Below are 22,256 nucleotides of genomic sequence, written 5' to 3'. Positions count from 1 at the left end.
GAAGTTATCCGAGAGTCATTGTTCGTGTTTAAGTGGCTAAAGTCCGGTTCACCTTGGGTCTGGCTAACAGGCGGAGCAGTCAGCATTAGTTTGCTGTCAGTGCTTGGTTTGCTGCTGCTTATCGGTTGGAAAGGTTTGTCCTATTTCTGGCCTGCTCCCCTTTACCAGTGGAAAACCGAACAGGGTGACGTCTTGATTGGTCAGCTTTATGCTGAAGAATATGTGCCGATCAGCCACTTACGTGAAATGGACATTGCGCTCACTCCTGAAGTCGAAGAGAAAGGCTTAGTTCAAAGACTGAGTATTAAGATTGCCAATCGGGATATTTACCCTGCTGATTTTGTTTCTATTCTGGAAGTCGATTTACTTGAACGTTCAAAGCCTGGAGGTTGGGCGGTGATTGAACGGACTCGAGGTGGGGACTTTTACGGTCAACCGAAAGGATATTTTACTGCTGATGGCAAGGTAAGCGAGCAGGCTAAAACCGATGTTGAACGCGCGCTGGTATTTGCCGATAAGCAACGGACCAAAATTGACCGCTTGGTAGAGAAGCAGATCAAAGTGATCAGTGCTCAGTCTGACAGGTTGCGTTTAGAGAAGAAAAGGCGTGAACTGAATGGTCGCTTAGATACAGAATTCATCAAACGTTATGACGCTCAATCGAGCATGTTTAGCCAGCAACTTGCGGAAATGGAATCTCAGCTGGATGCACTGAGATTAGCATTGGCTCAGCAAGGCCTGATTGTCGAAGATATGAAGGGCAATCAGTACCGAATCCCGCTTAGTCGGATCTTGGATGTGTGGTATCCGAATCAAATGACGGTCGTTGAAAAAGTGGCTCAGTGGGCACATCAGGCATGGAAATTCTTATCCGATGATCCTAGAGAGTCGAACTCTGAAGGTGGCGTTTTTCCTGCCATGTTCGGTACGGTTCTGCTGGTGCTGATCATGTCGATTATCGTTATGCCATTGGGCGTGATTGCTGCAATTTATCTCCACGAATACGCGAAAAATAATGCTTTTACTCGTTTGATTCGTGTCGCGGTTATAAACCTCGCGGGTGTCCCATCAATTGTTTATGGGGTATTTGGACTCGGCTTCTTTGTCTATACCTTAGGTGGTTCAATCGATTCTCTGTTTTATGCTGAGAAGTTGCCAACGCCGACATTTGGTACGCCGGGTCTCCTTTGGTCAGCGTTAACATTGGCGGTACTGACGCTCCCTGTTGTGATCGTGGCTACCGAAGAAGGTTTGACCCGCATCCCAAGTTCCGTCCGTCATGGTTCTTTGGCGCTCGGAGCAACTCAGTTTGAGACGATGTGGCGAATTGTATTACCAATGGCAAGCCCCGCGATCATTACTGGACTAGTTCTAGCAGTTGCCCGTGCAGCTGGCGAGGTAGCGCCTTTGATGCTGGTGGGGGCGGTAAAATTGGCGTCTAGCTTGCCGGTTGATAGCCAATTCCCATTTTTGCATCTGGATAGAAAATTCATGCATTTAGGTTTCCACATCTATGATGTTGGTTTCCAAACCACTAATATTGAAAGTGCAAGGCCGTTGGTTTACGCCACGTCGTTCTTGCTGGTGAGTGTCATCGTCGGACTGAACCTGACGGCGATCAGTATTCGCAATAACCTACGCGAGAAATATCGAACTCTGGGGCAAGATTAAGAGATGTTTTCAGTTAATCAGACATTGGGCTATCAAGCGCCATTAGACGTCAACAACCTGAGTGAAGAACAGACTGCGATTGCAATCGAAGAGCTGAATCTGTTTTACCAGAATACCCAGGCACTGAGCGATATTTCTATGCGAATTCCTAAAGGTCAGGTGACCGCATTTATCGGTCCTTCGGGTTGTGGCAAGTCGACACTTTTACGTTGTATCAACCGAATGAACGATCTGGTTGAAGGGTGCCGCGTGGAAGGGAAAGTGAAACTGCATAGCAAAAACATTTACCACCCACAGGTTGATGTGGCGACACTACGCCGCCGTGTTGGGATGGTGTTTCAGCGCCCGAATCCATTTCCAAAATCGATATACGAAAATGTGGTGTATGGCTTACGCTTGCAGGGGATTCGTAACAGTCGAGTTCTCGATGACGCTGTTGAACGCTCTCTGCGTTCCGCAGCGTTATGGGAAGAGGTGAAAGACAGGCTGCATGAAAATGCGTTTGGTTTGTCTGGTGGTCAGCAGCAGCGTTTGGTGATTGCTCGTGCCATTGCGATTGAACCTGAAGTATTACTTCTTGATGAACCGACCTCTGCGCTGGACCCAATTTCCACTCTGACGATAGAAGAACTGATCAATGATCTTAAAACCAAATATACTGTAGTTATTGTCACTCATAACATGCAGCAGGCAGCGCGTGTTAGCGATCATACGGCGTTTATTCATATGGGTAAGTTGATCGAGTATTCAGATACAGATTCAATTTTCACTTCACCATTGAAAAAACAAACGGAAGATTACATCACAGGTAGATACGGATAATAAGGGAGATACCGATATTTCATGAACTTTGGACGTCACATATCAGGACAGTTTAATGTCGAATTAGAATCCATCCGAACCCACGTACTGACGATGGGAGGGCTGGTTGAGCAGCAGTTATCTTTTGCTATGCAGGCACTGCACAAAGAGGATATTGAGCTAGCGCGTAAAGTCGTACGTGACGATCATAAAGTAAATGCGATGGAAGTCTCTATCGATGAAGCTTGCACGCGAATCATCGCCAAACGTCAGCCAACGGCTAAAGACTTACGCTTGATCATGGCGATCATCAAGACGATCACCGATCTTGAGCGAATTGGGGACGTGGCAACCAAAATGGCTTATGTGGCGATTGAAAGTCCGTCATCAAAAGAGCAGATGTTCCAGGTTTCCCTTGAACCACTCTGTCGTCAAGCAATCGGTATGTTGCATCAGGTTTTGGATGCGTTTGCGCGAATGGATGTCGATTCAGCTGCAGAAGTGTACAAGCTGGATGATAAAATTGATGCGGAGTATGAAGCCGTTATTCGTCAATTGATGACTTATATGATGGAAGACCCGAAGAATATTCCTCATATTCTTCAAGTTATGTGGTCTGCACGCGCAATTGAGCGAGTAGGGGATCGCTGCCAAAACATCTGCGAATACATCATCTACTTTGTTAAAGGCAAAGATGTGCGCCATCTGGGTGAACAAAGTATTGATGATGCGCTGCGCTAAACACGCAGCGATATACTGTTTCTTCTAGTGGCTTGACGAGCTTCAGTATTTTTCAGGAACAAAAGTTTGCTCTTCAATGGGAGCTCGAATATAACCTTCTTTGTTGAGCTCTGGTAGCTCGATCTCTGGATAGGTAATATCCTGATAGTCAATTTGTTCAAGTAGATGGCTAATACAGTTTAACCGAGCGCGCTTTTTGTCATCAGAGGGTACGACCCACCATGGACACTGCTTGGTGTCGGTGTAGGCAAACATTTTGTCTTTGGCTGCAGAATATTCTGCCCAACGATTGCGAGATTCTAAGTCCATTGGGCTGAACTTCCAGCGCTTCACCGGTGTGTTAATCCGTTCAAGGAAGCGCTTCTCCTGCTCTTCATCTGAAACTGAAAACCAATATTTGAGTAAGATAATCCCAGAACGCTGCAACATACGTTCAAATTCTGGGCATGATCGCAGAAATTCGTCATACTGTTCTTGGGTACAGAAGTTCATGACTTTTTCGACGCCTGCACGGTTGTACCAGCTACGGTCAAATAAAACCATTTCACCAGCAGCGGGAAGATGCGCTACGTAGCGCTGGAAATACCATTGGGTTTTTCTTTTTCGGTTGGGGTCGGTAGGGCTGCAATGCGACAGATACGAGGGTTGAGCTTCTCAGTGATACGTTTGATGACGCCGCCTTTACCCGCTGCATCCCGCCCTTCAAAGAGCACAACGACTTTGAGGCCCTCTTGCTTGACCCATTCTTGCAGCTTAACCAATTCAACTTGAAGTCGAGCCAGTTCCTTTTCGTAAAACTTTTTATCCAGTTTGCCTTTACTCATAAGACTCTCCTTTTGCTATCAAAAGGTTAGCATTTCAAAGTCAGACGGGAGAGAATAATCACGAAGAAGTGAGAGCTTTTACTACCTTTTCAATCGCTTGTGGATCAGTAACCGGAACAACAAAATCATCAATATTCTGATTACCCATTTTGGCTTGCTCCGCGATGAGCTTCATTTTGCTTGGCCGTGTGGATTTACCCGATAAATGCACTTCCTGAACCGCAGATTCAGAAACGATCTTGCAGACATTTTCCGCGTTTAGGCCAGCACCTGCCATAATTGAGAAGCGATCGTCAGCAAGCTCCACCATGTGACGAAGAATATCAAGGCCTTGATCGACACTAGTAGCAAGCCCCGATGTAAGAACACGTTCGCAGCCAAGTTCGGCAATATCTTCAACAGATCTCTGATAATCGGCGCATTGGTCAATCGCGCGATGGAAAGTGACGCCTAGTTTGAGGGATTTGGCTTGGTTGACCAGACGTTTAGCGGCGTTCATATCAATATGACCATCCGCATTCAAGGTGCCAAGAACCACACCTTGTAAACCAGCATCGGCAGCCGCCTCGATATCAATCAGCATGCTTTCAATCTCTTGCTCGGTGTAGAGAAAATCGCCCTGACGAGGTCGAATCATGGCATACACAGGCACAGATGAGAGCTTGCCTGCTTGTTTCATCAAACCAAAGCTTGGGGTGAGACCACCTAGTGCCAGTGATGAACAAAGTTCAATCCGGCCTGCACCACCTTCAATAGCAAGGTGAAGGGATTCAATGTTATCGATACATACTTCGACAATATAACTCATCTCAATTTTCTCATGAAGGCTAGATAGTAGAAATAGTAACTCAGAGAGGAGTAAGGAATTAGGGTAAACGTGAGGTGATTTGTTTCCCCTAAAACAAAAAACCTCAGCCATTGCTGAGGTTTTATACATCTGTTGAGCGTGTTGTTACGCTGCGTTTTCCTGAGCTGAATCTTCTTCAGCGTCTTCAACCGCCTCAATGGTCTTTTTCTTTGGCGCAGGCTTGCGTTTAGCACCAAGAGCAAAAAGTACTTCTTCTTTGTTTTGTGCCAGAAACATAGCCAAGTCTTCTTGCTTGCCTTCATCTTCCAGCAACTCACTTTTACCTAGTAGCTCAAAAAGCTCATCAGCCATATCAAGCATTTTGTCATAGGCGTCAGCTTCCGCTTTAGAGGTAAAAGTCATTTTCTCTTCTCCGTTGCGTTCTACCACGTACTTGACGATTACAGCCATGGTTGGTCCTCTAACTCAAAATTAATGGAATTCATTACTGTCTGTTTATACAGTTTTTAACCAATTAAGTCCAGATAGCGAGCTCAACTCTGAGAGCTGGGCAATGCGTTTGCTGATAGTATGAGCAATTGGTTGATTATCTAAACAAGTGAAGGGCAGAAGAGGCGTAATCTCCTCTGCGATTGGGAGAGTGATCAGTCTGTCTGAATGCAGCATGAAAGCAAATTGTTCATTGCCATGTTCGCAACGGCATGGATCATTTCTTCTGAAACATCATCCATCGAGTGAACAGATAAGCCATTAAGCACAGTCGCGAGGTAGTGGCTCATTACTCTCGGGTTAGCGTCCTGGAGTAACTGACCCTCTTGTTGGGCTTTTTCAAACCTTTGGTGGAGAGTTTCTCCCATCTCATTGCGACGAGCCATTAGGGTTTGCTTGATGGAGCTGGCTTCTGAGCTACAAGCCAGTGCGCCTTGTATCATCAGGCAGCCTTTGGGTTTTTCATTGCAGCAGTGAGCTTGAGCTGAGCCAGACAGAATTCCAGTGATGACGTCGCGGATGTTTTGCTGTTCAAGCGCCTGATAGAAGAACTCGCTTTCGCGTCGCTTATACATATCAACGGCCTGTAGGAAGAGCTGTTCTTTGTTGCCGAAAGTCGCATACATGCTGGGTTTATTAATCCCCATAGCCTTCGTTAGGTCTGTGAGTGAAGCCCCCTCATACCCTTGATTCCAAAAAACTTTTAATGCCTCTTCCAACGCTGTTTCTTGGTCAAAACAGCGTGGCCGGCCAGAAGTTCCGCCTGTCATAAATCTATCTGTCACTTATTCCTGAATTCCTTTAAATGGTAATGCGGCTGTCATACGTTGTCTATATGCCGTAATCATTCATTTTATAAATTTATCTTGATCTAACTCAAATTCTGAGATTATTATACCGATCGGTACAAAACAATGGTAAGGATAGCGAGATGGTAGGTAAACACCTTAGAAATCCTCTTCTACTAATCTCAATTGCAGCACCTTTGGTGCTGTCGGGATGTCAGGATTCGCACGCAGAATCAGCGGCGACAGCGCCACCACCACCTGGGGTTGAAGTGGCTCAGGTATTAATTGAAAAAGTCACCGAGTTAGATGAATACTCAGGTCGTCTTGAGTCACCTCAGACAGTTACTGTGATGCCTCGCGTTTCGGGTTATGTCGATAAAGTTCACTTCCAAGAAGGCAGTGTGGTTGAAGCGGGTGATGTACTGTTCTCTATTGATAATCGTTTGTTCGCGGCTGAAGTGACACGCCTTAAAGCGGAGCTCAGCAGTGCTCAAACTAGCCTTAATCAGGCGATTAAAGATTACGAGCGTGCTCAACGCCTTAGCAAAACCAAAGCAATTTCTCAGGAAACTGTGGATGCCCGATTTGCAGATAAACAGCGCAGTATTGCCAGTGTTTCCGCATTAAAAGCCGCGTTAGCTCAAGCCGAGTTGGATCTGGAGTTCACTCTGGTTCGCGCCCCTATCGACGGTAAAGTGTCTAATGCTGAAATCACCAAAGGTAACTATGTGACAACCGGTCAAACTGTGCTGACCTCTTTAGTTTCGACTTCTCATATGTACGCCTATTTTGATGTTGATGAACGTAGCTACCTGAAATATCAACAGCTTAATAATCTTCTACCTGCAAACGGCGAAGCGGAAAATGTGGTGCAGATGGCGCTAGCGAATGACAGCGGTTATCCGCACCTTGGTTACATCGACTTTGTTGATAATGCGATTGACGAAACGACGGGTACGATTCGAGTCCGCGCCGTGTTTAATAACGAAAAGCAAAACTTACTTCCGGGGATGTTTGCCAAGTTACGTATTGCTGGCTCAGCGAGCTATCAGGGCGTTCTGATCGATAACAAAGCGATTGGTACTGATCTGAATAACAAGTATGTATTGGTGCTTGGCGATGACAACGTAGTTCAGTATCGCGCTATCTCACTTGGTGAAGGTGTTAACGGCTTGCGTATTATCGCTTCTGGTCTGAACGCGGGCGATAAGATTGTCGTCAATGGCCTGCAGCGTGTACGTGCCAATATGCCAGTGACGCCGAATGAAGTCTCTATGGTGGATGAAAATACTCTTGCGAGCATTCGCCAGCAACAGGCGCTACTTGATCAGCAGCGCAATGAGCTTCTGACTTTGCAAATGAACTAAGAAGGAATCATTGCAATGTTTTCTCAGTTTTTTATACGTCGGCCGATCTTCGCTTCCGTATTATCGATATTGATTTTTATCGGCGGTGCGATCTCAGTGTGGCAGTTACCTATCACTGAGTATCCGGAAGTGGTGCCGCCGACCGTTGTCGTGACGGCGACCTACCCGGGAGCAAACCCTAAGGTTATTGCCGATACCGTTGCCTCTCCACTCGAAGAAGAGATTAATGGTGTGGAAGACATGCTGTATATGTCTTCGCAGGCGACATCAGATGGTGTAATGACTTTAACTGTGACCTTTGCCATCGGTACCGATGTAGATAAGGCACAAACACTGGTTCAAAGCCGAGTGGATCGTGCTTTACCTCGCTTGCCAGAAACTGTGCAGCGCTTAGGTGTGGTGACCGAAAAGTCCTCACCGGATCTGACGATGGTGGTTCACCTGATTTCACCTGATGAGCGTTATGACCTGCTATACCTAGCGAACTATGCGGCACTGAATGTCAAAGATGAGTTGGCTCGTATCGAAGGTGTCGGTGCGGTTCGACTGTTTGGTGGCGGTGAATACAGCATGCGTATCTGGCTTGATCCAAACAAAGTTGCCGCTCTGGACATGAATCCAAGCGAAGTGATTGCCGCGATTCAGGAACAGAACCAACAAGCTGCGGCGGGTAGTTTGGGCGCGCAGCCGAGTGGTGACTCTGACTTTCAGCTATTGATCAATGTGAAAGGTCGTCTAAGCGAAGTTGAAGAGTTTGAAAACATCATCATCAAAGTGGGTGAAGATGGTCAGGTTAACCGACTCCGAGACGTGGCGCGTATTGAGTTAGGCGCAGAGACATATTCTCTTCGCTCAATGCTGGATAATCAGGATGCGGTCGCTATCCCTATTTTTCAAGCTTCTGGTTCTAACGCGATTCAGATTTCTGATGATGTACGAGCGAAGATGGAGGAGTTGTCGCAAACTTTCCCACAAGGTGTGAGCTACGAGATTGTTTATGACCCAACAGTGTTCGTGCGTGGTTCAATTGAAGCCGTCGTTCAGACATTGCTCGAAGCTGTCTTGCTGGTGGTATTGGTTGTCGTTCTATTCTTGCAGACTTGGCGCGCTTCGATCATCCCATTGGTAGCAGTGCCTGTATCACTGGTTGGTACGTTTGCCTTTATGTATCTGATGGGGTTCTCGCTCAATGCTTTGTCCCTGTTTGGTCTGGTATTGGCGATTGGTATTGTCGTCGATGATGCCATTGTTGTGGTCGAAAACGTTGAACGGAACATTGAAGAAGGTTTAGCACCGATTGCCGCCACTGAAAAAGCGATGCGAGAAGTAACGGGGCCAATTGTTGCAACGACTTTAGTCTTGGCGGCGGTATTTATCCCGACGGCGTTTATGTCTGGCCTAACCGGGCAATTCTATAAACAGTTCGCGTTGACGATTACTATCTCAACCTTTATTTCAGCGATTAACTCGCTGACCTTAAGTCCTGCCTTATCAGCGCTATTGCTACGTGGTCACGATCAGCCGAAAGACTGGTTAACCCGCGCGATGGATAGATTGTTTGGCCGCTTTATCTTTGCACCGTTCAATAAGCTATTTAATCGTGGTGCTGTGGTATACGGCTACGCGGTGACCAAGACCATCCGCTTAGGTGCCTTGATTGGTTTGATGTATGTTGGCTTGCTTGGCTTGACAGCTTATCAGTTTGATCAGACTCCTACGGGCTACGTACCGGGGCAGGATAAGCAATATCTGGTGGCGTTTGCACAATTACCAGATGCAGCATCACTGGATCGAACTGAAGCGGTGATTCGCGAAATGTCGGAAATTGCACTGGCGCAACCGGGTGTTGAACATTCTGTGGCTTTCCCTGGGCTGAGCATCAATGGTTTCACCAATAGCCCGAATAGCGGCATTGTGTTTACACCATTGGCCGACTTCGATGAACGCCAAGACCCAAGCTTAAGTGCCAACGCGATTGCGATGCAGTTGAACCAGAAGTTCGCTTCGATTCCAGATGCCTTTATCGCTATTTTCCCACCGCCGCCTGTACAGGGGCTGGGAACCATTGGTGGCTTCCGTCTCCAAATTCAAGACAGAGCAAACCATGGTTATGAAGCCTTGTATGGTGTCACTCAACAAGTGATCATGAAAGCTTGGGCGCATCCAGCATTGACGGGCGTATTCTCAAGCTATCAAGTCAATGTGCCTCAGCTTGATCTGGATGTCGATCGTACTAAGGCGTTGAAGCAGGATCTGTCTCTAAACGATGTGTTCTCAACACTTCAATCCTACATGGGTAGTACCTATGTCAATGACATCAACCGTTTTGGCCGAACTTATCAGGTCAATGTTCAGGCTGATGAAGAGTTCCGTCAGACACCAGAGCAAATCCGTCAGCTTAAGGTTCGCAATGCCGATGGCGATATGATTCCACTGGGTGCCTTTGTTGACGTTAACTACAGCGCAGGTCCAGATCGTGTGATGCATTACAACGCGTATACGACGGCGGAAGTGAATGGTAGCCCAATGCCTGGCTTTAGCTCAGGTGAAGCACAGGCTGCGATTGAGCAGATCCTTGCTGAGACCTTACCTATCGGCATGACGTATGAGTGGACAGAGCTGACCTACCAGCAGAAGTTGGCTGGTGATACAGCCACGCTGATTTACCCTCTGGTGATCTTGTTGGTGTTCCTAGTGCTGGCGGCTCAATATGAAAGTGTTCGTTTACCGATGGCGATCATATTGATTATCCCGATGACGCTATTGTCGGCGATCAGTGGTGTAATCATGTGGGGCAGCGATAACAACATCTTTACCCAGATTGGTCTGATTGTATTGGTTGGTCTGGCAACCAAGAACGCTATCCTGATCGTTGAATTTGCCAAGGAGCTGCAGGACAAAGGTCGTACTGTCATGGAGGCGGTTCTAGAGGCATCGCGTCTGCGTTTACGCCCGATTCTGATGACATCGATCGCTTTCATTATGGGGGTCGTACCTATGGTGTTCTCTACTGGTGCGGGTGCTGAAATGCGACAAGCCATGGGGATTGCAGTGTTCTCTGGCATGATTGGTGTCACGGTATTTGGCCTGCTACTCACGCCACTGTTCTATTACGTACTGGCAAAACGTAGCCCAGCGAAGCAGAACCAAGAGGAACAAAAACTGGTGCTTGAACCAGCAAGTGAATCCACGGTCTGATCTCTCTAGTTTGAGTGATTAGAAGGGCAGCCCTAGTGATTGGGGCTGCCCTTTTTTTATTGCCAGTTGTGACAGAAATCGATGAAGGATTTGAGTAGCGGGCTTTGATACTTTTCTTTGTGCACCAGTAACCAGAAGCGCCTTTTCATATCCAGCGGTAACGTCAGTTCGACCACTCGACCACTACGAATCGCGGGTGCCGCTGACAAGCGCGACAAACAGCCAAGACCGAGGCCAGCAGAAACGCTATTAATCAGTGCTTCAGTGGTGTTGAGCTGAAACGCTTCTTGCCAGTGTTCAAGGCGTGGTGCAATCACACGTAAGAAGAATTCCCGTGAACCAGAACCGGGCTCACGCAGAATCCATTCGCTGTTTTCCAGCTCACCGATTGGAAGTTGAGGAGATTTAGCAAAGGGAGAATCTGGCGCGCAAATGACACACATTTCATCTTGACCAAACTGAGTGGAAATGAGTTGAGGATGTAAGGTTTTGCCTTCAATTAATGCCAGATCCAGCTCATAGTCGATAAGTTTCTCGCAGATCAAAGCTGAGTTTGAAATAAATAAGCTCTGCGATTTGTGGCCTGTCTGTTGGCGAAATTGGCTGAGCATATAAGGGGCGACTTGATTACCTATCGTATCACTGGCGCCAATTCTGAGCAGCCCGCTTAGGGTTTGGTCACCGTCAAACAGCTGGTCGATATCCTGAGCGCGATGCAATAATTCATCGGCCAGTGGCAGCAGCTTTTGTCCCTCCTGATTGAGAACAAGGCGATTATTGACGCGATCAAACAATGAATGACCGAGCTGTTTCTCAAGTTCTGATAACGCCATACTGACGGCAGCTTTGGATAAAAACAGCGCTTCCGAGGCGGCAGTCAATGTATCGTGCTGAGTAATGGCAATGAACACTTTCAACTGTTTAAGGGAGATATTGGCAGCCATGATAATAACGTTAAACTATTCTGAACGATTGTTTTAAATAATTAGATATATCCGAACGTTTAGCAAGCGTAATATTGTCTCTGGAGAAGAAAGAATGTGAGGCAATGATGATTCAAGCGACAAAAGCAAAAGTGATGGGTGCACCGACACCGATGGCAGGATTAGCGCTAGGGATTGCCAGTTTAGGTTGGTGCTGGGAAAACTTTGCGCCTTTAAATGGTTATGGCCAGTTGGGCGGGGCAGCGATAGCAAGTGTGTTGCTCGTGGTTCTGGCGGTCAAATTTCTGTTTCATAGACATCTGCTGAATCAGGACTTGGCGCATCCTGTTGTTGGTAGTGTCGTCCCTACATTCGCTATGGGCACTATGGTGGTGTCTCATTCATTGGGTCAGTTTTCCCTGTGGCGGGAGATGTATTGTGGTTAGGTGCGGTCGGCCTGCATATTGTTTTCCTCGTCAGCTTTATTTATCACCGTGCTCAGGAGTTTGAACTTCATCATATGGTGCCAAGCTGGTTTGTCCCTCCTGTGGGCATTATCGTCGCAGACGTTTCGTTTTCTGGTAATCCTGACTTGGCCGTGATTGCACATGCAGCATTGATTTTCGGCATGTTGGCGTATGCTGTGATGCTACCAATGATGATTTATCGCTTTATGTTTACCCATCAGGTGCCTGATGCAGCCAAGCCAACCTTAGCCATTATGGCTGCACCCGCGAGCTTATCATTGGCAGGCTATTTAACGGTGTCAGCACAGCCATCGCCTGTGATTGTTGGCCTGCTGTTTGGTATTGGTGTATTGATGACCACGATCATCTACCTTGCATTCTTTAGACTAATGAGACTACCGTTTAGTCCGGGCTATGCTGCGTTTACCTTCCCAATGGTAATAGGTTCAACGGCGCTGTTTAAGCTAGCAGGGTGGATGCAACAGGCAGGTATTGACGCTCGTTACGTTGAGCAGGTGCAGATGCTCGCGGGTCTTGAGCTGATAGTGGCGACTGGCGTTGTCGGGTATGTTGCATGGCGTTACTTCAGCTTCTATCAGCCTCACAAGGTCATAGTGCGTAATGCGTAACCTTTTGACGCACTGACAGGCGTATAATTCTCAAGAAAGCTATGCACTTATGCTAATCTCAACCCAATTGCGGCAAGAATAGTGTGAGTGCATTTTGTTTACTGTCTACCATTCCAACCAAGTTGACGTTTTAAAATCCTTACTCGTCGAGTTGGTTCGGCTCAATCCATTAGAAAACCCATTCGAACAAGAGCAAATTCTGGTTCAGAGCCCGGGTATGTCGCAATGGTTGAAAATGGAGTTAGCTAAAGAGTTTGGTGTTGCTGCAAACATTGAATTCCCACTGCCTGCCACTTTCATCTGGAATATGTTCACTCAGGTGCTGCCCGATGTGCCACAGCGAAGCTCCTTCAACAAAGAAGCCATGACTTGGAAGTTAATGTTTATTCTGCCCAGTCTTCTTGAGCGAGTAGAGTTTGAGGCACTTAAGCGCTACCTACTCGATGACGAGGATCAGAGTAAGCTCTATCAGCTTGCCGAAAAAATTGCTGATATTTTCGATGGTTATCTGGTTTATCGACCCGAATGGATCGCCGCTTGGGAAGCGGGCCAAGTTGTGGCAGAGCTTGGTGAGGAGCATAGTTGGCAGCCTATTTTGTGGCAGGCACTATACGATCATACTATTGAACTAGGGCAGTCGCCCTATCATCGCGCCAACCTATACGAACACTTCATCGATACGCTGGAAAACTACAGCGGTAAGTTTGAACATTTGCCGAAACGACTGTTTGTGTTTGGCATCACTTCACTACCGCCTCGCTATATGGATGCGTTGAAAGTTATCGGTGAGCATATTGATGTTCATCTGATGTTTACTAACCCCTGTCGTTACTATTGGGGCGAGGTACGCGATCGTAAATACCTCGCGCGTTTGGCTGCTCGGCATCGACAACACTTGGTGTGGAAACAAGACCATTCAGAGCTAGATGGTGAAACCCAGCAGCTCAAAGGTAATATTGAGCAAAACCTCGATGACGAACTGCATACCAATGTGGTGGGTAATAGCTTACTCGCTTCAATGGGCAAGTTAGGTAGAGACAACATGTATTTACTGTCTCAACTGGAGTCTCATGAAATTGAAGCCTTCGTTGATATTGACCGTGACTCTTTGCTGCACCATTTGCAGGCTGATATCCTCAATCTTGAAGAGCATCAGGATGATAGTACCCTCGAAGATAGTTATCACAAGCAAGTGATTGATGAGCGGGATCGCTCGGTCACGTTGCATGCTTGCCACAGTCCAATGCGCGAAGTGGAAGTGCTGCATGATCAGTTGCTGACGATGTTTGATGCCGATCCAAGCCTTAAACCACGCGATATCATTGTTATGGTAGCGGATATCAATGCCTACAGCCCGGCCATTCAGGCGGTGTTTGGTAATGCGCCGGGTGAGCGATTTATTCCTTATTCTATCTCTGACCGAACGGCTGATCAGGAAAGCCCTATCTTGCATGCGTTTATGCAGGTGGTGAACTTACCGAATACTCGTTGTCTTGCTTCTGAATTACTTGAGTTGCTAGAAACACCCGCTATTCTGACCCGATTTGGTTTGAATGAAGATGAATTCATTCAAGCGAAACAATGGGTCGAAGAGTCGGGCATTCGCTGGGGACTTAATCACCACACTGGCGAAGAATTTGATTTGCCTGAAACGTCGCAAAATACTTGGCAATTTGGCATTCAGAGAATGTTGCTGGGTTACGCTATGCCAGAATCAGCAGGGTTACTCGAAACCGAAGATGGTCTGTTGTCACCTTACAATCAGGTTCAAGGTATCGGCGCTGAATTGGCGGGTAAATTGTCTCACTTTATCGAAACTGTCAGCGATTACCGCGGTCAATTGGCCAAGACTCAGTCCATTGAATACTGGCGTAAAACCTTGACGTATGCCTTGGATGATTTTTTTAGCGTTGATCTAGAAGGTGAAGTGGCGCTTAAAGCGATTCGGGACACGCTGACATCTTTAAAAGATCAACTTCAAGAAGCGTCTTATGAGCAGGATCTGACACCAGATATTGTCTCTCAATATTTGCACAACAAACTCTCCGGAACCCGAGTCAGTCAGCGTTTCTTAGCAGGCCAAGTGAACTTCTGTACCTTGATGCCAATGCGATCGATTCCATTTCGTACTGTCTGTCTGCTTGGAATGAACGACGGGATTTATCCGCGAACCGTGCCGCCAGAAGGGTTTGATTTGATGAATGGGCGTGCGAAACCCGGTGACCGCTCTCGTCGGGATGATGATCGATATCTATTTTTGGAAGCCTTGTTGTCAGCGCAGCATACGCTCTATATCAGCTACGTGGGGCGCTCGATTCAGGACAATACTGAGCGCGTACCGTCAGTATTGGTGTCCGAGTTGATGGAATATTGCCAACAAAACTATTGTCTGGCAGGAGACGAAGCGTTAGCGGTGGACGAATCCGGTCAACGTCTGCTCAATAGTATTAGTGCCATTCACTCTATGGTGCCGTTTAGCCCGAGTGCTTTTGTTGAACATAATGCCAGTTACGCCAAAGAGTGGTTGCCTGCGGCGAATCGACAAGGACAAGTCGGTGGCCAATTCAATCGTCAGTTAAGTGATTACCTGTTAGATGCAGTCTATCCGCTTGAACTGGATTTGGTGGAGTTACAACGCTTCTGGCGTTTGCCTGTGCAGTATTTTTTTTAATCGCCGTCTTAAGGTTGTGTTTGAGCCCCCGTTACCTGTAATGGAAGATGATGAGCCATTCGTTCTCAATGGCTTAGAAAGCTACCAAATGCGCGATAGCCTGTTGGAATTGTTGCTTGAACACCAGCTCAGTGGAGCAGGGGATCAGCAAGCCATTATTGACGACTTCATCGCCCATCAACGTGCTCAAGGTAAGCTACCAGTAGGCGCATTTGGTGATATAGAATTTGAAACCAATCGAGTGCAGGCTGAAGAGCTGGTAGAAAAGCTCACTTGGTTATGTGTCTCACCGAGCGATGATATTGAAGTGAAACTGACCTTTGATGTGCTGGGAGAAGGAAAGCCTGTTCAGCTGACAGGTTGGTTAACTCAAAGTTATCAATCGGGCTTAGTTCGTTTCCGCAGTGGGCGAATTCGTGCTCAGGATTACCTTGCTGTCTGGATCGATCATTTGGCTCTGAATGCGATGGGACATCAGCACTGTTCGCATATGGTCGGTTATGACCGCAAAGAAGGGGCCGTGCACCTCACGTTTCCGCCACTTGAGACTGCGGCTGTTGCTCACTCGACGTTGGCAGAGTTGGTTCGCTTGTTCTATCAGGGAATGACGACACCTTTAACCTATTTCCCGAATACCGCTTTAGCTTGTGTAGAAGCGGGTTTTAGCCGTGGTAATTGGGTTGATGATGAAGAAAAGTCACTCAAGAAAATGGCAGACACATTTAACGATGGTTATCTTAGCCATGGAGAAGGTGCGAACGCTTACATTGCTCGTATCTGGCCTGAATGGAGCGATGAGTTGGCGATGCAAGTCAGGACGTTGGCGGCATTAGTGTTACAAGCGCCGAGACTGGCAGTGAAAGATAATCAAGACATAGAGAAGTAGGTGGCCGCCAGGAAATCATTATTGGTGTAGGGCGTTTTCTGTACGGCCACAGGTCAGAGGGACCATGATTCGGTTGCTTAGCGTCAGGCATTGCCTGCGTAAGTCGTGCAGCGAATACTATCGGTAAGACTCGCCGCTTGCCGTGAGAGAGGTCTCATAAAATCCTATCTTGAATGGGATTTTTATTGATAAATATCGTTTTAAAGTCTGGATCACATTTGGATCTGGAATAAATGCATCAAGGGCACGAATTTTATGACATCCACGTCAATGGTAACGTCACTGGATACCATGACTTTTCCGCTTCATGGCGCGCGTTTAATTGAAGCGTCAGCCGGAACCGGAAAAACCTTCACTATTGCTGGCCTGTACCTCAGGTTGCTGCTTGGTCATGGCAGTGCGGAGAGCAAACACCAGCAGCCGCTAACGGTGGACCAAATTCTGGTGGTGACCTTTACCGAGGCCGCGACCGCTGAATTGAGAGACCGGATTCGAGCCCGAATTCATGATGCGCGGCTGGCTTTTTCTCGTGGTCAAAGCGGTGATCCCGTGATTCAACCTTTGCTTGAAGCCATTGACGATCATTCTCAAGCGGCTGAAATTCTCCTTCAAGCGGAAAGGCAGATGGACGAAGCGGCGGTCTATACGATTCACGGCTTTTGTCAGCGCATGTTGACTCAAAATGCGTTTGAGTCTGGTAGCCGCTTTAATAACGAATTCATTACTGATGAAAGTCACCTTAAAGCTCAGGTTGTGGCGGATTACTGGCGACGTAATTTCTACCCACTACCGCTTAATCTTGCCGGAGAAGTGCGCCGAATTTGGGGAGCGCCTGCTGAATTGCTGAAAAAGATCAGCCCTTATTTAACTGGGGCGCCTTTGCAGCTCTCAGTGCCAGCAATGCAAGGCAGTATGGCTGAGCTGCATAGCCAAAATCTCAAACAGATTGATGAACTCAAAACAATTTGGCGCGAAGGGCAACAAGACTACCTTGCTCTTATCAGTGACTCGGATATCAACAAGCGTAGCTATACCAAGAAATCATTGCCTGCTTGGCTTGAAACGGTGGACGTGTGGGCGGCGAGTGAAACCACTGGCTATGAATACCCGGATAAACTGGAAAAGTTTGCGCAGAATATCCTGCAAGAGAAGACCCCTAAAGGGCAGGCGCCGAGCCATCCTGCTTTTGTGGCTATCGAGCAGTTTCTCGCCCAGCCTATTAGTCTTGAAGCACCACTGCTGGCACACGCCATAGAACAGTGCCGCGAGATGTTGGCGAAGGCCAAGCAGCAGAAACAGTGGTTGTCGTTTGATGATCTGCTGACTCAGCTGTCCGCAGCGATTGATGAAGATGACAGTGAGCTGCTTACGCAGCGAATCCGGTCTCTCTATCCGGTCGCCATGATCGATGAATTTCAGGATACCGACCCGTTGCAATACAGCATATTCAGCCGTATCTATCTTGATCACCCTCAGTGCGGTTTGTTCATGATTGGTGATCCCAAACAGGCGATTTACGGTTTTCGTGGCGCGGATATATTTACCTACATCAAGGCACGTAATCAGGTCTCCTCCCACTTCACTCTTGGTACTAACTGGCGGTCTAGCTCAGACATGGTCGCAGCGGTGAACCAGGTGTTCGAAACGCCGAGCAGCCCGTTTGTTTATGACGATGACATTCCGTTTCTTCCGGTTAAATCGAGCCCGAATGCAGACAAACGCCAGTGGATGATAGATGGACAGCGTCAACCAGCAATGACTTACTGGTTACAAGAAGCCGAAGAGAAGCCGTTAGCAAAAGGTGAATATCACCAAGCCATGGCGCAGGCCTGTGCCGATGAAATCCATCGTATTCTGTCGGCGGCTCAGAGCGAGCGTGCGTTTTTTGATGACGGGAAGTATCAACACGCGATTCAGGCCGGAGACATTGCGGTATTGGTGCGAACGGGCAGTGAAGGTCGAATGATCAAACAGGCTTTGGCAGAGCAGGGGATTGCCAGCGTGTATCTGTCCAACCGAGATAGCGTATTTGTCTCACAGGTGGCAGAAGACCTACAGCGATTACTCCAAGCCGTGCTCACACCGGAAAATGATCGCGCTTTAAGAGCCAGCCTCGCCTCTGAACTGTTTGCTCTTGATGCCGGAACTCTCGACAAACTCAATAACGATGAAAATGAGTGGGAAAATGCCATCAATGAGTTTAAGGAGTATCGCCGCTTATGGAGTCAACGTGGCGTTTTGCCGATGCTGCGTAGTGTGATGAGCAAAAGGCACATCGCAGAACGATTGCTTGAAGAAGATAATGGCGAGCGATCTCTGACGGATTTTATGCACATAGGAGAGCTGCTTCAGCAAGCCAGCCAAGAGCTCGACAGTGACCACGGTTTGCTGCGCTGGTTGGCTCAGGCCATTAGTGATGCCCGCAATGGCCTCGGGGGCAGTGAGGAGCAGATCCAGCGTTTGGAATCGGAGCGCAATTTGGTGCAGATTGTCACCATCCACAAATCAAAAGGGTTGGAATACGATCTGGTGTTTTTGCCGTTTGTATTCAGCTATCGAGAGGCGAGTGAAGCCAAGTATTACGATAGTGCTTCAGACAAAACCATTCTTGATATCACCAAACAGGACGCCTCATTACAGCAAGCTGACAAGGAGCGGCTGGCGGAAGATCTGCGTTTGATCTACGTGGCGCTCACCCGCGCGGTTTATGGCTGCTTTGTCGGTGCGGCGCCGCTACGTAATGGTCGCTCGACGAAAGAGCCGACTGGCGTGCACCACAGTGCGATGGGGTACTTATTACAAAATGGTGAGCCAGGTGGCATCGCCGATTTAACCGCTGCGTTGCAACAGCACGCTCAGCAGCTGAGTTGTGTCCGGTTGGCGGATTTACCTGAGAGTGTGAATGAAAAGCTCGTTGTTCGAGAAGCAGAGAAGCAAGCGCTGCGTGCCAATGAATTGCAAAATGAAATCGACCGTAATTGGCGGATTACTAGTTATTCTGGTTTGATTAAGCAGGGATCAAGCCACCATTTTGACGATGCTGTGACGGACATTTTGTTGTTGGATGTTGACTCTTCTGATGAGCAGCAGGAGGAAGAGCAGCTTGAGCCTGAGAAAAGTATTTTTACGTTCCCGAAAGGCGCCAGACCAGGAACTTTCCTTCACACCTTATTTGAAGAGGTTGAGTTTACCGAGTCTGCCACCTCAGACAGCAATAGCGAAATCATTGTTAACTTGATGGAGAGTGAGCAGCTTGACCCAGCTTGGTTGCCGATACTGCAACAACTCGTCGATACTGTATTGGCAACGCCGTTAGATGGTAAGCAACTGAAACTCAATCAAAAGCAGCCTGCCCAACGTTTAGTTGAAATGGAGTTCTTATTGCCGATTGAAATACTGACTGCGCCCGCATTGAATCGCGTCATTCAGCGTCATGACCCTCTGTCTGCCAAAGCAGGCGATCTGGGCTTTCATTCCACGCAGGGTATGCTGAAAGGTTTTATTGACTTGGTGTTTGAACATCAGGGCAAGTATTACGTACTTGACTGGAAATCTAATTATCTTGGAGATAATGTCGCTGACTATCATGGCGAGGCCCTGAAAGCGGCAATGGCTGATCACCGCTATGATCTGCAATATCAAATCTATGCGCTGGCTTTACACCGATTCCTGCGATCTCGCGTACCAAATTACGATTACCAGGCTCACTTCGGCGGAGTCTATTACCTGTTTTTACGCGGTATGGATGGAGCAAGTGAACACGGCATTTTCTCTGCACGCCCGACACTTGAGTTTCTCGAAGACATGGACAGCCTGATTGATGGGCGTCCTATTGAACCGAAACAGTCCAGCTCTGGTCAGATGGAGTTACTCTAATCATGCATGATCTCTTTTCGCGTCTTCAGCCTCTGGCGAGCAAAGGTTCAATCCGACAGATTGATTATCAGTTTGCTCGTTTTATTCTTGCTCAAAGTAAAAATGAATACGTTGCTTTTATTGCCGCAATCCTCAGCTGCGAGTTAGGTAAGGGGCATATTTGCTTGCCTCTGTTTGACAGTTACGGACAGCCTGTGGACTTGGCAGCTAAATTGGGGGTGTTTGGTGATGCGGCTTTCGAGCTTAATCAAATGCTACAAAAGGCAGATTGGCTATCACTACTTCAGGCTTCATCTTTGGTCGGAGAGCAAGGGCAGACATCGCCAATGATTTTTGACGGTGAACGACTTTACCTGCATCGTTATTGGCAGTACGAAGTGGTATTGGCAAATCGCTTGAACAGCTTTGGGTCACCCATGATCCTAAAGCCTACTGATGCTCAAAAACTGGCAGACTGGCTGAATCATCTGTTTGCCCGAAACTATCGCTATCTCTTTACCGCTCTGGCCTCCGCGCAATCTGATGGGAGCTCGACACAGGTACTTAGACAGCAGTTAGTCTGCGATCATCTTGATGTAGTGAGCAGCGAACAACTCGATTGGCCTACCATAGACCAAAAGCTCCTTAGTGCGACCAAAATAGAGCATTTGAAAGTACTGGATCAACTGGTACCCGTGTCGGTCTGTGTTAACTGGCAAAAGGTAGCGGCCGCTGTGGCATTGACACGGCGCTTTGCGGTGATTTCTGGTGGTCCGGGTACTGGAAAAACCACCACAGTGACGAAATTGCTTGCCGCCCTGATCACTCAGGCTCAGCAAGCAGGCGATGCTCCGGCGATTAAACTCGTCGCTCCGACAGGTAAAGCGGCGGCGCGGTTGACGGAATCCATCGGTAAGGCGGTAGCAGAATTACCCGTTGAACCTGCGCTTAAAGAGCAAATACCAACCGACGCGAGTACTTTGCATCGCTTGCTAGGCGCTGTGCCAAACAGCGTTGAATTTCGTCACAACCAGCACAATCCACTGCACCTCGATATTTTAGTGGTGGATGAAGCCTCTATGGTGGATCTGCCTATGATGTACAAACTGGTCGATGCACTGCCTAAACATGCCCGTTTGATATTGCTCGGTGATAAAGATCAACTCGCGTCGGTGGAAGCTGGGGCAGTGCTGGGGGACATTTGTTCCTTTTACCAACAAGGCTACAGTGCGACTCATGCTGGTGTGATTGCTCAGCTTACTGGCTACCAGACACTGTCCCACTCCTCCAATACCACCGCGACTATTGCTGATAGCCTGTGCATGTTGCAAAAGAGCTATCGATTTGATGCTCGCTCAGGTATTGGACAATTAGCGAAAGCGATCAACGCCGGCTCAATGCAAAAGGTTGATTGGGTCTGGCAGCGAGGTTTCGAAGACATAGCGAGATTTCCTATTGATGGTCAGCACTACAGTCAGATGATTCAAACATTGGCACAGGAATACAGTCATTACTTAAAGCGAATCGGAAAAGTGGTTGTGGATCCCGACACCGAACAGCCTGAGACCACTCATCAGCGTGCAAAAGATGCGCTGCAGCTGTTCGCAAAATGTCGTTTACTGTGTGCCGTTAGAGAAGGGGACTTTGGTATCTCTGGGCTTAATCAACGCATAGAGCGAGCATTAAACGCACGTAAAATGATTCAGGTTCAGGACGAGATTTGGTATCACGGAAGGCCCGTTATGGTAGTACGTAACGATCACGCATTGGGTTTGTACAATGGTGATATTGGTCTTTGCTTACGTGATAACTCGGAGGGAGTTGAGCGACTGAAGGTGTTTTTCGAACTTCCCGATGGGTCAGTCAAAGCCGTGCTTCCCAGCCGAGTACCAGAGCATGAAACCGCTTACGCGATGACGATTCATAAATCACAAGGTAGTGAATTTGAGCATACCTTGATGATATTGCCACCAGAATTTACGCCAATTCTAACTCGCGAGCTTATCTATACGGGCATTACGCGTGCAAAACAAAAATTGAGTTTATATGTGGATGAAAGAGTGATGGCGCGAGGGGTAAAGATCAGAACCGAGAGAGCGAGTGGCTTAGTAAACCGTTTATAACAATGACCGTCCATG

At 47.7% G+C, this 22,256-nt stretch carries 11 protein-coding genes and 3 pseudogenes; 9 read left to right on the top strand and 5 right to left on the bottom strand.

The window, feature by feature from the left end; genetic code table 11:
• Positions 1-24 precede the first annotated feature (24 nt).
• From pstA to phoU, 3 genes are read left to right on the top strand one after another with little or no spacing between them, the layout of a single operon-like run.
• Positions 25-1,671, top strand: coding sequence for a phosphate ABC transporter permease PstA (gene pstA / locus KW548_15175; protein QXX06395.1), 1,647 nt, complete (start codon positions 25-27; stop codon positions 1,669-1,671).
• A gap of 3 nt (positions 1,672-1,674) precedes the next feature.
• The gene (gene pstB, locus KW548_15170; GenBank protein ID QXX06394.1) at positions 1,675-2,493 is read left to right on the top strand and encodes a phosphate ABC transporter ATP-binding protein PstB; all 819 of its coding nucleotides are present in this window, start codon (positions 1,675-1,677) and stop codon (positions 2,491-2,493) included.
• A gap of 21 nt (positions 2,494-2,514) precedes the next feature.
• Entirely contained in the window at positions 2,515-3,213 is a 699-nt protein-coding gene (phoU, locus tag KW548_15165) for a phosphate signaling complex protein PhoU (protein QXX06393.1), read from the top strand.
• 42 nt (positions 3,214-3,255) lie between these two features.
• Here the strand turns inward: phoU and ppk2 are convergent.
• From ppk2 to KW548_15145, 4 genes and pseudogenes are all read right to left on the bottom strand, one after another.
• Positions 3,256-4,037 (bottom strand): annotated as a pseudogene (ppk2, locus tag KW548_15160) (polyphosphate kinase 2).
• Positions 4,038-4,095: 58 nt separating this feature from the next.
• Positions 4,096-4,845 carry a copper homeostasis protein CutC gene (locus KW548_15155; protein QXX06392.1) on the bottom strand — a complete coding sequence of 250 codons (750 nt, stop codon included), beginning with the start codon at positions 4,843-4,845 and terminating at the stop codon, positions 4,096-4,098.
• A gap of 144 nt (positions 4,846-4,989) precedes the next feature.
• Positions 4,990-5,295, bottom strand: coding sequence for a YebG family protein (locus tag KW548_15150; GenBank protein QXX06391.1), 306 nt, complete (start codon positions 5,293-5,295; stop codon positions 4,990-4,992).
• Between the two features lie 194 nt (positions 5,296-5,489).
• Positions 5,490-6,104 (bottom strand): TetR/AcrR family transcriptional regulator, encoded by a 615-nt coding sequence (locus KW548_15145; GenBank protein ID QXX08088.1) that lies wholly within the window; start codon positions 6,102-6,104, stop codon positions 5,490-5,492.
• Between the two features lie 161 nt (positions 6,105-6,265).
• Between KW548_15145 and KW548_15140 the strand changes: the two genes are divergently transcribed.
• Together KW548_15140 and KW548_15135 are read left to right on the top strand one after the other, a co-directional pair.
• Positions 6,266-7,489: an efflux RND transporter periplasmic adaptor subunit gene (locus KW548_15140; protein ID QXX06390.1), complete on the top strand. Its 1,224-nt coding sequence runs from the start codon at positions 6,266-6,268 to the stop codon at positions 7,487-7,489.
• Between the two features lie 15 nt (positions 7,490-7,504).
• On the top strand, positions 7,505-10,687 hold the full coding sequence (locus KW548_15135) for an efflux RND transporter permease subunit (protein QXX06389.1): 3,183 nt from the start codon (positions 7,505-7,507) through the stop codon (positions 10,685-10,687).
• Between the two features lie 56 nt (positions 10,688-10,743).
• Here the strand turns inward: KW548_15135 and KW548_15130 are convergent, their stop codons facing one another.
• On the bottom strand, positions 10,744-11,631 hold the full coding sequence (locus KW548_15130; GenBank protein ID QXX06388.1) for a LysR family transcriptional regulator: 888 nt from the start codon (positions 11,629-11,631) through the stop codon (positions 10,744-10,746).
• A 107-nt stretch (positions 11,632-11,738) separates the two neighbouring features.
• On the opposite strand from KW548_15130, the pseudogene KW548_15125 reads away from it, so the two are divergent.
• The 4 genes and pseudogenes from KW548_15125 to recD all read left to right on the top strand — a co-directional run bounded on the left by KW548_15125 (position 11,739) and on the right by recD (position 22,241).
• Positions 11,739-12,706: pseudogene (locus KW548_15125) on the top strand (TDT family transporter).
• Between the two features lie 94 nt (positions 12,707-12,800).
• A pseudogene (gene recC, locus KW548_15120) lies at positions 12,801-16,263 on the top strand (exodeoxyribonuclease V subunit gamma).
• A gap of 255 nt (positions 16,264-16,518) precedes the next feature.
• A complete protein-coding gene (gene recB, locus KW548_15115; protein QXX06387.1) occupies positions 16,519-20,139 on the top strand; it encodes an exodeoxyribonuclease V subunit beta in 3,621 nt (1,206 codons plus the stop codon).
• 2 nt (positions 20,140-20,141) lie between these two features.
• Positions 20,142-22,241, top strand: coding sequence for an exodeoxyribonuclease V subunit alpha (gene recD, locus KW548_15110; protein QXX06386.1), 2,100 nt, complete (start codon positions 20,142-20,144; stop codon positions 22,239-22,241).
• Positions 22,242-22,256: the final 15 nt, after the last annotated feature.

The sequence above is a fragment of the Vibrio neptunius genome (genome assembly GCA_019339365.1).
GTDB classification, from domain to species: Bacteria; Pseudomonadota; Gammaproteobacteria; order Enterobacterales; family Vibrionaceae; genus Vibrio; species Vibrio neptunius.
Note: the sequence above shows the minus strand (reverse complement) of the source record. Positions and strands in the feature narration are given on the sequence as shown.